The organism is Rhodococcus sp. HM1 (assembly GCF_023218075.1).
Lineage (GTDB): Bacteria > Actinomycetota > Actinomycetes > Mycobacteriales > Mycobacteriaceae > Rhodococcus.
In genome coordinates this window covers 61,570-76,025 of record NZ_JALPTB010000032.1, presented here as the reverse complement: position 1 = coordinate 76,025, position 14,456 = coordinate 61,570, and the positions used below count along the sequence as shown (strand labels likewise).

12 protein-coding genes are annotated in these 14,456 nt (G+C 70.8%); 3 read left to right on the top strand and 9 right to left on the bottom strand.

Going from position 1 to position 14,456, the window contains the following annotated elements; all coding sequences use genetic code 11:
- Positions 1-348: 348 nt before the first annotated feature.
- Together M1M07_RS17640 and M1M07_RS17635 are read right to left on the bottom strand one after the other, a co-directional pair.
- Positions 349-1,131 (bottom strand): peptidylprolyl isomerase, encoded by a 783-nt coding sequence (locus M1M07_RS17640; RefSeq protein ID WP_248675024.1) that lies wholly within the window; start codon positions 1,129-1,131, stop codon positions 349-351.
- Positions 1,131-2,003, bottom strand: a complete 873-nt coding sequence (locus M1M07_RS17635) for a peptidylprolyl isomerase (RefSeq protein WP_197256321.1) — start codon at positions 2,001-2,003, stop codon at positions 1,131-1,133. Before M1M07_RS17635 ends, M1M07_RS17640 begins: the two co-directional genes overlap by 1 nt.
- Before the next feature lie 152 nt (positions 2,004-2,155).
- Between M1M07_RS17635 and M1M07_RS17630 the strand changes: the two genes are divergently transcribed.
- From M1M07_RS17630 to M1M07_RS17620, 3 genes are read left to right on the top strand one after another with little or no spacing between them, the layout of a single operon-like run.
- Positions 2,156-2,839, top strand: a complete 684-nt coding sequence (locus M1M07_RS17630) for an MBL fold metallo-hydrolase (RefSeq protein ID WP_197256325.1) — start codon at positions 2,156-2,158, stop codon at positions 2,837-2,839.
- 46 nt (positions 2,840-2,885) lie between these two features.
- Positions 2,886-4,160 carry a histidine--tRNA ligase gene (hisS, locus tag M1M07_RS17625; RefSeq protein ID WP_197256323.1) on the top strand — a complete coding sequence of 425 codons (1,275 nt, stop codon included), beginning with the start codon at positions 2,886-2,888 and terminating at the stop codon, positions 4,158-4,160.
- Entirely contained in the window at positions 4,120-4,791 is a 672-nt protein-coding gene (locus M1M07_RS17620; RefSeq protein ID WP_248675023.1) for a hypothetical protein, read from the top strand. Before hisS ends, M1M07_RS17620 begins: the two co-directional genes overlap by 41 nt.
- A gap of 48 nt (positions 4,792-4,839) precedes the next feature.
- Here M1M07_RS17620 and M1M07_RS17615 read toward each other — a convergent pair whose 3' ends face one another.
- The 7 genes from M1M07_RS17615 to M1M07_RS17585 form a co-directional block, all read right to left on the bottom strand.
- Positions 4,840-5,970 (bottom strand): amidohydrolase, encoded by a 1,131-nt coding sequence (locus M1M07_RS17615; RefSeq protein ID WP_197251060.1) that lies wholly within the window; start codon positions 5,968-5,970, stop codon positions 4,840-4,842.
- Positions 5,967-7,781 (bottom strand): S9 family peptidase, encoded by a 1,815-nt coding sequence (locus M1M07_RS17610; protein ID WP_248675022.1) that lies wholly within the window; start codon positions 7,779-7,781, stop codon positions 5,967-5,969. Before M1M07_RS17610 ends, M1M07_RS17615 begins: the two co-directional genes overlap by 4 nt.
- 60 nt (positions 7,782-7,841) lie before the next feature.
- Positions 7,842-9,668 carry an N-acetylglutaminylglutamine amidotransferase gene (locus M1M07_RS17605; RefSeq protein ID WP_197251061.1) on the bottom strand — a complete coding sequence of 609 codons (1,827 nt, stop codon included), beginning with the start codon at positions 9,666-9,668 and terminating at the stop codon, positions 7,842-7,844.
- Between the two features lies 1 nt (position 9,669).
- Positions 9,670-12,282 carry a carboxylate--amine ligase/circularly permuted type 2 ATP-grasp protein gene (locus M1M07_RS17600; RefSeq protein WP_248675021.1) on the bottom strand — a complete coding sequence of 871 codons (2,613 nt, stop codon included), beginning with the start codon at positions 12,280-12,282 and terminating at the stop codon, positions 9,670-9,672.
- Between the two features lie 56 nt (positions 12,283-12,338).
- The gene (locus tag M1M07_RS17595) at positions 12,339-13,541 is read right to left on the bottom strand and encodes a hypothetical protein (RefSeq protein WP_248675020.1); all 1,203 of its coding nucleotides are present in this window, start codon (positions 13,539-13,541) and stop codon (positions 12,339-12,341) included.
- Entirely contained in the window at positions 13,538-13,894 is a 357-nt protein-coding gene (locus M1M07_RS17590; RefSeq protein WP_248675019.1) for a type VII secretion target, read from the bottom strand. The genes M1M07_RS17595 and M1M07_RS17590 overlap by 4 nt, the downstream gene beginning before the upstream one ends.
- A gap of 136 nt (positions 13,895-14,030) precedes the next feature.
- On the bottom strand, positions 14,031-14,393 hold the full coding sequence (locus M1M07_RS17585; protein ID WP_197250464.1) for a RidA family protein: 363 nt from the start codon (positions 14,391-14,393) through the stop codon (positions 14,031-14,033).
- Positions 14,394-14,456 lie beyond the last annotated feature (63 nt).

The following is a 14,456-nucleotide window of genomic DNA, read 5'->3' as shown; positions in this document are numbered from 1 at the left end:
AAGAGACAGGTGGGGGACGAGGTGAGCGCGGTCGTCGACGGGGTGCCCGCGGCGTCGCTGTCGGCCGCGCATCCCGCGGCGAGAATCGCGGTGGCGAGCAGCACGCTGCCCCGGCGCGCGCGGCGGCGGGGTGTCCGATCGCGGGTGGGCACCGTCGAGGGATGTGGGGTCACAGCAACGGCACGATATCCGATTCGCCGGGGTTAGGACAGGAAGCGGGAGTTGTCCCGCACCCGGACCGGGCGTGCGGTGACCGGCCACAGAGGAAGCCGGCCGGGGAGCCGGACGGGACGGTGCCTTCCGTTCGGAAGGCACCGTCCCGCCACCGCACTCGGAATGTCACCGTGCTCAGGACGCGACGGTCACCGTCTCGATCTGCACCGGCAGGTTCGGGGCACCGCCACCGACGCTGCCCATCGAGCCGTCGTCGCCCGCGGCCGCGACCTTCTCGATGGTCGCGAGACCGGCCTCGTCGATCGTGCCGAAGATCGTGTACGCCGGCGGAAGCTGCGAATCCTCGTAGACCAGGAAGAACTGGCTTCCGTTGCTGCCGGGCTGCCCGGTGTTCGCCATCGCGACGGTGCCCCGCGGGTACACCACGGGCTGGGAGAGCGCGGGATCGGTCGGTGCGAACGCGGTCTCCGGGTATTCGGTGTCGAATCCGTAGCCCGGGCCGCCCCGGCCGGTGCCGGACGGGTCGCCGCACTGCAGCACCTGCAGGCCGGGTGAGGTCACGAGACGATGGCAGGGTGTGTCGTCGAAATAGCCCTGCTCGGCCAGCGACACGAAGCTGTTGACCGTGCACGGTGCGGCGGCCGGATCCAGCGTCAGCCCGATCGGGCCCGCGCTGGTGGTCATCGTCACCGTCGGCGATCCCGCGGTGCTCACCCCGCTTCCCTGCGGCGGCGTCACGTCCTTCGCGGCCTCGCCGTCCGGCATGTAGCTGCAGTCGACGGGGTCGCCCGCGGCGGGACGTTCGGGCAGCGCGCCCGTGTACGTCGGCGCAGCCTGGGTGGCCGTCGCCGTACGGGTGGTGGTCGTGGCGGTGTCGGTGCCGTCGTCGGAACAACCGGCCAGCAGGAGTGCTGCGCCGGCGGCGACGACCGCGAGACGAGTTCGGGTGCGGGCCATCAGTCCATCCTCACGCTGGTCAGGGACGTCGCCAGGGCCGGCTTGCCGTCGGCGCCGCCGCCGGCGACACCTTCTGCGGCGATCTTGTCGAGTGTCGCCAGTCCGGTCTCGTCGACCGTACCGAACACCGTGTACTGCGGCGGCAGTATCGAATCCCCGTAGACCAGGAAGAACTGGCTGCCGTTGGTGCCCGGGCCGGCGTTGGCCATCGCCAGGGTGCCGCGCGGGTAGGTCATCGGCTCCTGCGAGGCCGGGTCGTCGGCCGCGAACTGGTCGGTGGGGAACTCGTTGGCGAACTCGTAGCCCGGCCCGCCGCTGCCGGTACCGGTCGGGTCACCGCACTGCAGCACCTGCAGCGACGGCGACGTCGTCAACCGGTGGCACTCGGTGTTGTCGAAGTATCCCTGCGAGGCGAGGGACAGGAAACTGTTGACCGTGCACGGCGAATCCGAGTTGTGCAGGATCAACCCGATGTTCCCCTGCGTCGTCTCGACGCTGACGCTGATGTCGGTGTTGGCCTCGCCGCTGGTGAGGATGCCCTCGGTGCGCGGTGGCTCCACCGGCCGCGAGGGCTCGCGCCCGTCGGCCGGGTATGCGCAGTTCACGGATTCGGGCAGCGGTTCGGCGCGACCGGCGGGCATCGCTGCGAACTCGGAGCTCTGCTCGGTCTCGCCGGCGGCGGTGGTGGCGCTCTCGTCGTCGCCGCGGTTGACCGCCCACAGCGTGACGCCCACACCGATCGCGACGATCACCCCGAGGGCCGTCAGACCGATGTTCCGTTGGCGGCGTTTGCGCTCACGCTCCGCACGGCGCGCGAGCTGCCGTTCGAGTTTGCGTTTCGCGGCCTGGCGCCGCTGTGCGTTGCTCGGCACTGCTGTAGTCCTCCCGTAACCCGTCGGTCGTGGCTGAGCTGTGAAGTCAGGCCGGATCGAGTTTGCCACCCGAACCTGGAAGCGGGCGGACCGGGCGTTGCACCTAGGCTATAGGGGCCCCCAGAACTGCCCTCACCGTAGGAGCGATGCTCGTGCTCGTTACCGGATTCCCCGCCGGGATGTTCCAGACCAACTGCTACATCCTCGCGCAGGACAACTCGAAGGAGTGCGTCGTCGTCGATCCCGGTCAGGACGCCGCCGAACCGTTGAACGAGTTCCTCACCGGATCCGACCTGAGTCCGCGCGCGGTACTGCTCACCCATGGGCATCTCGACCACATCTGGTCGGCGCAGGTGGTCGCGGACCGGTACGACATCCCCACTTACATCCACCCCGGCGACCGGCACATGCTCACCGATCCGGGAGTCGGACTCGGTTCGAGCCTGGCACCGTTCCTGCAGGGCGCCACCTTCACCGAGCCGCACGAGGTGATCGAGTTCGCCGACGGCGACGAGATCGAGCACGCCGGGATCCGCTTCGTCGTCGACCACACCCCCGGCCACACCCAGGGATCGGTGGTGTTGCGCACCGTCGCAACCACCCCCGACGGCACCGAGGTTCCGGTCGCCCTGACCGGCGACACCCTGTTCGAGGGGTCCATCGGCCGCACCGACCTGCCCGGCGGCAACCACGAGCAGCTGCTCGAGTCGCTCGCCGCGAAACTGCTGGTGCTCGACGACGCCACGAACATCCTTCCGGGGCACGGACGGTCCAGCACGATCGGTCGGGAGCGGGTGTCGAACCCCTTCCTGACGGGCCTGGCCGGCACCCGCTGATCCGGGCCCACACGCACATCGTTCCGACGAGAGAAAGCAGCGACAGGTGAGCAAGGTCTCCACGTTCTCGGCCCCGAAGGGTGTCCCGGATTACGTTCCGCCGCAGTCCGCGGAGTTCGTGGCCGTGCGCGACGGTTTGACGCGGGCCGCGCGTCTGGCCGGGTACGGGCACATCGAGCTGCCGATCTTCGAGGACACCGGATTGTTCGCGCGCGGTGTCGGCGAATCCACCGACGTCGTCACCAAGGAGATGTACACGTTCGCCGATCGTGGCGACCGGTCCGTCACGCTGCGCCCCGAGGGCACCGCCGGTGTGATGCGCGCGGTCATCGAGCACGGTCTCGACCGCGGCCAGCTGCCCGTCAAGCTCAGCTACTCGGGCCCGTTCTTCCGGTACGAGCGGCCCCAGGCCGGCCGGTACCGGCAGCTGCAGCAGGTCGGCGTGGAGGCGATCGGCGTCGACGATCCCGCGCTCGACGCCGAGGTCATCGCCGTCGCCGACGCCGGTTTCCGCAGCCTGGGACTGGAAGGCTTCCGCCTTGAGGTCACCTCGCTCGGCGACGAGACCTGCCGGCCGCAGTACCGGGAGTTGCTGCAGCAGTTCCTGTTCGGGTTGCCGCTCGACGAGGAGACTCGCCGCCGCGCCGAGATCAACCCGCTGCGTGTGCTCGACGACAAGCGCCCCCAGGTGCGGGAGATGACCGCCGACGCGCCGCTCATGCTCGACCACCTGTCCGACAGCGCCAAGGCCCACTTCGACGAGGTGCTGAGCCACCTCGACGCACTCGGGGTGCCCTACGTCGTCAACCCGCGCATGGTCCGTGGCCTCGACTACTACACCAAGACCACCTTCGAGTTCGTGCACGACGGCCTCGGTGCCCAGTCCGGCATCGGCGGCGGCGGCCGCTACGACGGCCTGATGGAGCAGCTCGGCGGACAGCCGCTGTCGGGTATCGGGTTCGGTCTCGGTGTGGACCGCACGATCCTCGCGCTCGCCGCCGAAGGCAAGAGCGCCGCCACCCCGGCCCGCTGCGAGGTGTACGGCGTGCCGATGGGCGACGCCGCCAAGTCCGCACTGGTTCCGCTCGCCCACAAGCTCCGCGGCGCGGGCATCCGCGTCGACCTCGCCTACGGAGGACGCGGACTCAAGGGCGCGATGAAGGCCGCCGACAAGTCCGGGGCCGTCGTCGCCCTGGTCCTCGGCGATCGTGAACTCGAGGCCGGCGAGATCGTCGTGAAGGACCTGCGTACCGGCGAGCAGCAGACCGTGCCGCTCGCCGATGCAGTCGCGCGCGTGGGTGAGGTCGTTGCCGGGGACTGACGGGCCTGCGCCCGAATCCGTGTCCCTCGACCTGCTGCCGCCGCACCTCCTGCTGCCGCGTGCCCGCCGCGTCGCGCTCGCATCGGTGCTCCTCGGCATCGTGCTCGCCGGGGTGGCGTGGCTGTTCGTGCCGACGTCGATCGCCATCGCGCTCGGGCTGCTGTTCGGGCTGCCTCCTGCCGTCGGCGCATTCGTCGTGACCCGCCGGCATCTGCGCCTCGACGGCACGGTGCTCGTGGCGTCGGGACCGGTTCGTTCGCGCAGCGTGGACCTGCGGCACCTGGCCGGTGTCGAGTTGCTCGTGCGTGTCGCGCGAGTGAGTCAGGTGATCCTCCGCGTCAACGACGGCGAGCACGGGCTCGTGTCGGTGCCGCTGGCGTTGTACGCGGACGGCGGCGGACGCGAACTCGACGTGCTCGCGCTGCGTCGGCTCGCCGATGCCCTCGCCACCGCCGAGGTGGCGCCGGCCGCCGCGGTGTCGTCGGTCCTCGTCGAACAGTTGCGGGCCGAGGCGCGCAGCGCGGCGGTGGGGGAGCGGCCGCTGTACCGGGCGGTCGAACTGGCCCGCAACGCGGGCCGGGTGCCGCAGACGACCCTGACCGATCACGAGGTTGCCTCGCTCGTCGACTGAGCGGGGCCGACCGCGCCGACGCTGTCGGGGTCATGCCCGTCGGCCGCGTCACCCCTTCCGGGCCAGCGCGACGAAGGTGCGCATCCCGTGCACGAGGGCGCGTTCGTCGAGGGTGAACTCGGGGCGGTGCAGATCGCAGCGCGGCCCGACCCCGTCCCAGACGCCGAGCCGCGCCATCGCGCCGGGGATCTTTTCGAGGTACCACGCGAAATCCTCACCGCCGCTGGACTGCTGGGCCTCGGCGAGGTTGTCCAGCCCTACGACCGTCTCGATCGCTTCGAGCAGGTCCGAGGCACAATCCGGGTCGTTGACGACCGGAGGAACGCCCTGCACGTACTCGAGTTCGTGCCCGACCCCGTACGGCGCGAGCAGTTCGCCGATGGTGCGCCGCACGAGGGGTTCGAGACTCGCCCAGGTCGCGTGGGACGCGCTGCGCAGCGTCCCGACCAGCTCCCCGGACTCGGGGATCGCGTTGCCCACGTACCCCGCCGAGATCCTGCCCCACGTCAGGACCGTAGCGCTGCGCGCGTCGACGCGCCGGTCGAGCACCGACGCCAGGCCGGTGATCAGCACCGCCGCGGCGTGGATCAGGTCGCCGGTCAGATAGGGCCGCGCCGAATGCCCGCCCGCGGACGACAAGCGCACCGTCACCGCATCGCTCGACGAGGTGATCGGTCCGGCCCGGGTCGCGAGCATGCCGACCCGGAACTGCGGGGCGCAGTGCAGGGCGAAGATCTTCGACACGCCCTCGAGCACCCCGGCCGCGACGACCTCGAGCGCGCCACCCGGCGTCGCCTCCTCCGCGGGTTGGAAGATCAACCGGACCCGGTGGGGCGGAGGGTCTTCGGCGAGCTCGGCGGCCGCTCCCATGAGGATCGCGGTGTGCGCGTCGTGTCCGCACGCGTGGCACACCCCGGGCACCGTCGACGCGAACGGCAGACCCGTGGCCTCGGTCAGCGGCAGCGCGTCGAGGTCCGCCCTCAAGGCGATGCAGTGCGCGCTCGGCGGACCCACGTCGCACCACAGTCCGGTCCCGCGCGGCAAGGTCACCGGCTCGAGGCCCAGTGAGCGCAGATGGTCGCGGACCACCGCGGTCGTGCGGTGCTCGGCGAACCCCAGTTCGGGGTGTGCGTGCAGATCGCGCCGCCACGCCACGAGCTGTTCGAACGAGACGCTCATCGTGCGGCCTCCTCGACCCGGCTCACTCCCAGGTGTGTGGTGAGCCAGTCGACCATCGCCGAGGCCAGGGCACGGCGGTTCTCCCGCTTGACGATCTCGTGGCCCTCGTCGTCGAACAGGAGGAAATCCGCGACGCCGCCGCGGGCGTGCACGGCCGCGACGATCTGCTCGGACTCGCCGACCGGCACGTTGGTGTCGTGCACGCCGTGCACCACCAGCAGCGGAGCCTTCAGGTCGTCGATCCGGTGGATCGGGGAGAGCTCCTGCAGCAGTTCCCGGTCGTGGACCGGATGCCCGTACTTCGGGTAGGCTGCGGCCGCGATCCACGGCTCGGTGTTGGCGTAGAAGCTCTCGAGGTCGCTCATGCCACAGATCGCGACGCCCGCGGCGAACAGCGGGGCATGGAAGGTCAAGGACGCCAACGTGAGATACCCGCCGTAGGAGCGGCCGGCACACGCGATCCGCGCCGGGTCGGCGATGCCCCGCTCGACGAGGAACTGCACACAGTCCGCGACGTCGTCGATGCCGGCGAAACGCCCGTACCGGTCGTCGGCGTGCATGAACGTCCGCCCGAATCCACCCGATCCCCGGACGTTCGGTGCGAACACGGTGATCCCGGCGTCCACCAGGGCGGGGAAGTAGTCGCTGTACCCGGGCCGTTCCTGGGCCTCCGGGCCGCCGTGGAAGTACAGCATCACCGGTCCCGGCTCGCTCCCGCCGCGATAGTGCCAGCCGGACAACGGCATTCCGTCCCGAGCCTCGAATTCGAGCAGCTCCGGTGCCACCGCCGGGTCGATGCGGGTGCGTGCATGCTCGACCGGAACCCAGTCGCCGGAACGGGGATTGACCAGTTCGACCGACGGCGGCATCCCCGGGCCCTCCACCGTCACCGCGAGCAGCGCGCCGGTCGCGCTGAGCGAGAGCTCCGACGCGACGAGCCCGGGCAACAGGATCGGCGGCGCCAGCGAGCCGTCCCTCAGGTCGAGCATCTGTAATTCGCTGAGTCCCTTGATGTTCCACAGGAGGGCCACGGTCGTGTGGTCCTCGCTGACGGCGAACTCGTCGAGGTCCGCGTCGGGCCGCTCGGCAAGGACCCGGTACGACACGCCCTCGTCGGACACGGCGACACCCAGCAGTCGCGCGAACTCGCTACCGTGATCGCTGCGCACCACGGCCCGCACGTAGCGGGTCGGTTCACCGTCGCTGGACGCCCACGGGGACCCGTACCGGTCCAGCCCGCCGAGCAGGCGGTGGTCGTCGAGGATGACCCCGGCATCGGTGGTCGATCCGAAATCGGTGGGCAGCAACGGTGTCCGTGTTCCGTCGGCGCGCAGCAGCAACAGCTCGCGATGTCCGCGTGGCCCGACGCGCAGCAGTGCCGAACCGTCCCACGAATCCACGAGATGTCCACCGACTCGGCGATCGAGCACGACCGACTCCAGCGTCTGCGGATCGATCAGCCGGGATTCGGCGACACCCTCCTCATCGGTCGCGGTCACCGCGACGAGCGGACCGTCCCAGCACACCAGTTCCGTCGAGCCGTCATCGGCGGTGTCGAGCCGCCGCGCGCTGCGGTCATCCGGATCGGTCTGCACCACCCACACCTGGGTGCGGGTGCCGGCGTCGGGAGCGACCTCGAGCGCGAGCCACCGGCCGTCCTCGGAGTGCTGGATCCGCGTGACCGGACCGCTGACGGGCAGGTCCACGCGACGGGAGGGCCCGGCCGACCGGCCGGTCAGGAAGCGCTGCACCGCCCACGGATAGCCGCCGTCGTCGACGATGTGCGCGAACCCGGTCGCATCGGGCGACATCGACGCACCCGACGTGAAACGCACATGCGTAGGGCCCTCCGGTACCGCATCCATCCCGGCTCACTCCTTCTGCACCCGCGCAGGCTGCGCGGTTCTCGTCCCGGTCTGCTCGTCCATCGACTGCAACCACAACTCGAGCAGCGCGACCTGCCAGAGCGCGTTCGCGCCGAGTGTGGTGCGGGTGTCGTTCGGTGCGGCCAGCAGTGCGTCGATCGTGTGCGGCCGGTACAGGCCGCGTTCGCGCGCGGCGCGGCTGTGCAGGGCGTCGCGCACCAGGGTCAGCAGTTCCCCGTCGAGATTCCGGATTCCCGGAACCGGGAAGTATCCCTTGGTGCGGTCGATGATCCGGTTCGGCAGGAGCGCCCGGCTCGCGTCCTTGAGGACGCCCTTGCCGCCGGACGCGAGTTTGAGTTCGGGCGGGCAGGTCGCGGCCAGTTCGACGAACTCGTGATCGAGGAACGGGACCCGCGCCTCGAGGCCCCACGCCATCGTCATCGTGTCGACCCGCTTGACCGGGTCCTCGACGAGCATGACGGTCGTGTCGAGACGCAACGCCGCATCGACCGCGGTATGAGCGCCGGGTTCGGCATGCTGCGCGGCCAGGAACTCGCTGCTCGCGTCGTGGTCGAGATGGTAGTCGGGGCACAGCAGCGCGCCGATGTCGTCGTGGGAACGGTCGACGAACACGCGGGCGTACGTCTCGGCGGACCGGTCGCGCGCGACGCCGAGCATCGGGGGATACCAGTCGTATCCGGCGAGGATCTCGTCGGCACCCTGACCCGACTGGACCACCTTCACCGATCGGCGCACCTCCTCCGACAGCAGGTAGAACGCGACACAGTCGTGACTGACCATCGGCTCGCTCATCGCCGCGATCGTCGCGGGCACGGCCGGCAGCAGACGCGAGGAATCGATGTGGATCTTGTGGTGGGCGGTGCCGAACGTCTCGGCGACCAGATCCGAGTATTCGTACTCGTCCCCGGATTCTCCTGCAGCCGAATCGAATCCGATGCTGAATGTCTCGAGACCGTGCTGGCCCTGCTCGGCGAGCAGCGCGACCACGAGGCTCGAGTCGATGCCGCCGGACAGCAGAACCCCGACGGGCACATCGGCGACCATCCGTCGCGACACCGCGGTGCGCAGGGCGTCGAGCAGGGCGTGCTGCCAATCGGGTTCGGTCCACGAGGCGCGGTCCGGGTCCGGTCCGAACACCGGTTGCCAGTACCGGATGTCGTCACTGCGGCCGTCGGGGCGGATCACCCGCACGGTCGCCGCAGGCAGCTTCCGGATACCCCGGAAGATGGTGCGCGGGGCCGGCACCACCGAATGGAAGCTCAGATAATGGTGCAGCGCCACCCGGTCGAGGTCGGTGTCGACGTCACCGGCGTGCAACAGCGCCGGAACCGTCGACGCGAACCGCAGCCGGCCCGGGGACTCGGCCAGATACAGCGGTTTGATCCCGAGCCGGTCGCGCGCGAGGGTGACCACCCCGGTGTCGGTGTCGGCGATCGCGAACGCGAACATCCCGGCGAAGCGGCGCACACAGTCCGTGCCCCACCGATCGAATGCCTTGAGCACCACCTCGCTGTCCGCGGTGGAGAAGAACCGGTAGCCGGCCGCCTCCAGCTCGGCGCGCAACTGCCGGTAGTTGTAGATGCACCCGTTGAACACGAGCGCGAGCCCGAGGTCGCTGTCGATCATGGGCTGGCGGCCGCGCGGGGACAGATCGATGATGCTCAGCCGACGGTGTCCCAGGGCGATCGACTCCTGCACGTACATTCCGCCGGAGTCGGGGCCGCGCGGTGCCATCGACGCGGTCATCCGGGACACGGCACCGGTGTCGGCGGGCTTGCCGTCGAACCGGATCTCGCCGCACACCCCGCACACGTCAGCGCTCCCTCCGGCCGGTAGGCGGCCCGCCCGCCGACCGAAGGATCCAGGTGTCCTTGCCGCCGCCGCCCTGGGAAGAATTGACGATCATGCTTCCGGCGGGTGCCACGCGGGTCAGCGCCACCGGCGCGACATGCGCGGTGACCGCCTCGCCGTCGGCGCGCACGTGCACGAACACACGCAGGTCGACGTGGTGCGGATAGAACCCGGTGCCGTCGAACGTCGGGTGCGTGGACAACGGCACCACCTCCTGCGCGACGAATCGCTCCGGCTGCCTCAGCAGATCGTGGCGGCGCCTCGCCAGTTCGGCCGGTGTCGCCTCCGGGCCGATCGTGATCCCGTTGCCGCCGAATCCGTCGATGGGCTTGACCACGAGCTCGGAGAGCCGGTCCAGCACGTGGTCGCGCTGCTCGCGTTCGGCGCACACCCACGTCGGGACCTGGTCGAGCAACGGCCGCTCACCCAGGTAGTACTCGATCAGCGCCGGCACATAAGTGTAGACGGCCTTGTCGTCGCCCACCCCGTTACCGAGGGCGTTGACCACGGTCACGGTCCCCGCACGCAGCGCGCCGAGCAGACCCGGCCGCAGCGGCTGCCCGTCGTAGCCGGTGGAGGACAGCAGCATGTCCTCGTCGACACGGGCGTAGAGGACATCGACGCGCGACCTCGTCGTCCCCCGATGGACGTACACGACGTCGTCGCGGACCGACAGGTCCTGCGTCTGGGCGAGCGGCAGACCCGTGCGCTCCGCGAGCATGGTGTGTTCGAACCACGCGGAATCCTGCGGGCCCGCGCTCAGCACCACCGCGGCCGCACGGTCGCCGCGGGCCCGGGGCGGAGCGGCGGCCAGCAGCGTTTTCACCATCAGGTCCGTGGTGTCCTCGACATCGAGGACATCGGAGCCCTCGAGGAGTCCGCCGAGGAAGGTGCGGGTCATCGCGCGGTGGGCCAGGGCGTAGCCGACGCCCGACGGCACCCGGAGATTGTCCTCGAGCACCACGAACCGGCCGGGATCGGTCCGGACCAGGTCGATGCCGCAGATGTGTGCGCGCACCCGGTGCAGGTGGGCCGCGGCGCCGCTCCGGCGGAACCCGGGCGCACGGTCGAGCACCTCCGCCGGCATCACACCGTCCCGGATCACCGCGGCGTCCCCGTACACGTCGACGAGGAACGCGTTGAGTGCCAGCGCGCGCTGCTCGAGCCCGGGAACCAGGTGTTCCCACTGCTCGGCCGTGATGATCCGGGGCACCACATCCATCGGGAAGACCCGTGCCCGGGCCTCGCCGCTGACCCGGAACACCACCCCGTCGAGGCCCTGCTCGCGGTCGATGTCGTCCTGCGCCGTCCGCAGCGTATCGGCTCCGAGCCGCGCCAGCGTGGTGAGCACGTGTTCGTACTCCGGGCGCGGACGGCCGCGCGCGTCGACGGCCTCGTCGTATCCGTCGGTGGCGTCGTCCGCGCGGAGCGGCGCGTACCCGTGCAGCAGCGTCCCGTGGGGGTCGGCGACCTCCGGAACCTCGTGGACCCGGCCGGCGGTCTCGGCGAGCAGCAGGTCCACGACGTCGGTGAGCTTGCCGCGCCGGCGCAGCACCCGTCGCTGCCGCGCCGCGGAACTGCCGATGCGGGCGGCTGCCGCGGCCAGTTCGGAGACGGTGTCCCAGTCGCCGAACTGCTCGAGTTCCGGTCGCAGCAACGAGGTGAGCCGGTCGATCATCTCCACGGCCGGTCGCGGTACCGCGGCCTCGACGTCCACCAGGTCGCCCTCGAGCCCGGAGCGGGCGGCCCGCCACATCGCGGCGCGGATCAGGGTGGGGTTCGCCCGGATGGGAGGTACCCCCTCGCGCAGTGCCGTGCACTCGTGTTCGACGAGCGCGCGGAACAGACCGGCGACCAGGGTGATCGTGTCGACCGACGGGCAGCTGTCGCACACCCGCAGTTCGAGAGTGGGTTGATGCGCGGACGGCCGCAGGTCGAAGTACACCATGCCCGGATCGGTGATGACCCCGCTCGACACGAGATCGGCGATCAGCCGGTCGTACTCGGCGGCGGACGACACCGGCGCCGCGGGCCCGGTGCTCGGCCACCGGATCCACACGAGGCTGCGCACGCTCGCATAACCGGTGTCGGTGCCGTCGGCCCAGAACGGTGAGCTCGCGCTGAGCGCCAGGAAGACCGGCAGGTGCGGGGCGATCCGGTTCGCGACCTGCACCGCTTCGTCCCGGTCGGGAACATCGACGTGAACCTGGGTGCCGCAGATCAGCTGCTCCCGCGCGAGCAGTTGATAGTCGGCGAGCATCCGGCGATAGCGTGGTGTCTCGCTCACCTGGAGTTCCTCCGGGACCGCGAGCGGGACGGCACCGGCCGCGGCGACCCCCAGGCCCAGTTCGGCGGCGGCCGCCGCCAGCTGCGAGCGACGAAGGACGAGATCCGCGCGGAGTTTCGACAGCTCCCGGTGGACCTCGCTGTTGACCTCGACGACGCAGCGTTGCAGTTCGTCGACGTAGGTGTCCTGCGGGAGCCGGGCGAGCAGTTCCGGGGCCCGGGGAACGAGCCGGCGCGTTTTCGCATCGATCAGCTGGAATTCCTCTTCGACGCCCAGCTGTCGAACCATTCCCGCACGACCCATCTACCTCAGGTACCCGCTCGGGTCACAGCGTAATCCGGTACCTACCCGGCGTCGATGCCCCCGATCACGGCCGGTACGACCTTCGGCATTTCCCCGACCACCTCGGTCGAATTCGCGGCGGACACCAGGAAACCGGGTGTGCCACGGGAATCGGTCCGGTCGTCTCCGCGGTGGGTACCGGCCGACGGGACGCCGCCGTAGTTGCCGGGGCGTCCGGCCGCGGTGGGGACCGGACCCGCGGTGCCCGAGCCCACGGGTGCCGCCGGTCCCGGGAACACACCGGGGACCGATGAGGCGGGGACCGCGCCGGTTCCCGCTCCGAGACCGGACCCGGTGAGCCCGGCGCCGCCGAAGCCCGACGGTGCGGACATGGAGCCGCCGGCCGACGGCATCGTCGGCGTCAGGGACGCGGCCCGGGTCGGGGCGGACCCGTCGCCGAATCCGCCGAACATCGATCCGGCCGCGGACGCAGCTTCGGAGGCGAGGGACTTCACCGCGTCGGACGCGACCGCCGCCACCTGCCCGGGGCCGGGCAGGCCCTCCGGTGCGATCGGCGGCGGAACCGGGATCGGGGCGGTGAGGGTGTTCATCGCCGCGGTGTGCACGCTCAGTTCACCGCGGCTGCGGCTCACCACGGCCAGTGCCGCCTGCAGATGCTCGACGGCGGCCGAGACCAGCAGTGCCTGACCCGGCGGCGTCAGCGCGACCGGCGCGGTGGCGGACGCGACGGCCAGGAACGATTGGGCGATCCCGGTCAATTCGACGTTCCCGCGTTCGACGGTCGCGGTCGCGGCGCGGGTCAGTTCACCGATCCGGTCGCCGCGTTCGCTCAATGCGACCGCGCTGGTGTGCGCCTGGCGGCCGTGCTCGATCGCGGCGTCGACCGGTGCACCCTCCCACGAATCGGGGAGCAGGTCGACTGCGCTGCGTCCGATCGAGGCGGCGGTGTCGAGGAACCGGGACGACTGCTGGAGGATCGCGGCCGGGTCGAGCCCGTCCAGGATGCCGGTGCCGAACAGGCCGCCGAGATCGGTCAGGGGTGCGAGCAGCTGATCCACCCCGGGCAGCTGCGGAACCGGAATCGACTGCAGCAGTTCGACGATCGGGTTCGTCCCGGGATCGGGCGGCGGGATGGGGACGACGGGCGCCGGTGACAGCGGCATGTCGAGCACCGGTCCGATCGGGGAGGCCCGCAGCGCGTCGAGGACGGTCGGGGTCGCCGCGGGTGTGCCCTGCCCGGTCACCGCGCGGGCCCGGGTGCGATGCCGGCGGCCGCGGTCGCCAACGCCGCGGTCTGCTCGGCCACGACGGTTTCGTAACCCGTCGCGGTGGCGTGCGCGGCGGCACCGCTCGAGGCGTAGGCGAGCGACAACTGCGCGACCGCGCGGGTGTGCTCGCTCTGGGCGGCGGCGAACGCCGCCACGAAGTCGCCGCCGATCAGCCCCAGCGCCGGGCTCAGCGCCGAGACGTTCTCCTGCAGATCCACCGCGCCCGCGCGTGCCACCCGATCGGCGGCCTCGAGTGTCGTGTTTCCGAAGGCGCGGACGCCGTCGGGCGCAACCCTGACCGAATTGCCGACGGCGGCATGATCCCCCATGATGATCCCCCCAGATCAGAAGTTCGTGTGCAGCACTCTAGCTCGAGCCGGGGCGCTGTGCGCTCGTGAGCCGGGGGCTGCGCGCTCGCGTGCCTTTCGGGCCCCTCCGGACGCCCGAAAGGCACACGATCCCACGCTATTCGACGACCGCGTCGGCTTCGATCTCGATGAGCAGATCGGCGTCGACGAGGCGGCTGACCTCGAGAATCGTGCTGGCGGGCCGGATCTCGCCGAACACCTCACCGTGCGCGGCGGCCGCTTCCTCCCACCGGGACATGTCGGTCAGGTACATGCGGGTGCGGATCACGTCGGTCAGCTTCGCGCCGGCCTCGGCCAACGCGGCCTCGATCGTGCGCAGGGCGCCGCGGGTCTGTTCCTCGAGGGTCGCGCCGGGGGAGGTGGTGCCGGAGACCGCGACCTGGTTGCCGATGCGCACCGCGCGGGAGTAGCCGATCTTCGGTTCCCATTCGGAACCGGACGAGATGTTCTGACGAGTCATGGCCGGAATTCTGTCAGGTGGAGGGTCGTCGAACGAAATTTCGACGACCGGTTGACAGAATGT

Excerpts from the sequence above, each read along its gene's own strand:
- M1M07_RS17615 (WP_197251060.1), bottom strand. The coding sequence starts at position 5,970 with ATGAGCGTCTCGTTCGAACAGCTCGTGGCGTGGCGGCGCGATCTGCAC.
- M1M07_RS17620 (WP_248675023.1), top strand. The coding sequence starts at position 4,120 with ATGCAGTCGCGCGCGTGGGTGAGGTCGTTGCCGGGGACTGACGGGCCT.
- M1M07_RS17640 (WP_248675024.1), bottom strand. The coding sequence starts at position 1,131 with ATGGCCCGCACCCGAACTCGTCTCGCGGTCGTCGCCGCCGGCGCAGCA.
- M1M07_RS17585 (WP_197250464.1), bottom strand. The coding sequence starts at position 14,393 with ATGACTCGTCAGAACATCTCGTCCGGTTCCGAATGGGAACCGAAGATC.
- M1M07_RS17590 (WP_248675019.1), bottom strand. The coding sequence starts at position 13,894 with ATGGGGGATCATGCCGCCGTCGGCAATTCGGTCAGGGTTGCGCCCGAC.
- M1M07_RS17600 (WP_248675021.1), bottom strand. The coding sequence starts at position 12,282 with ATGGTTCGACAGCTGGGCGTCGAAGAGGAATTCCAGCTGATCGATGCG.
- M1M07_RS17610 (WP_248675022.1), bottom strand. The coding sequence starts at position 7,781 with ATGTCGCCCGATGCGACCGGGTTCGCGCACATCGTCGACGACGGCGGC.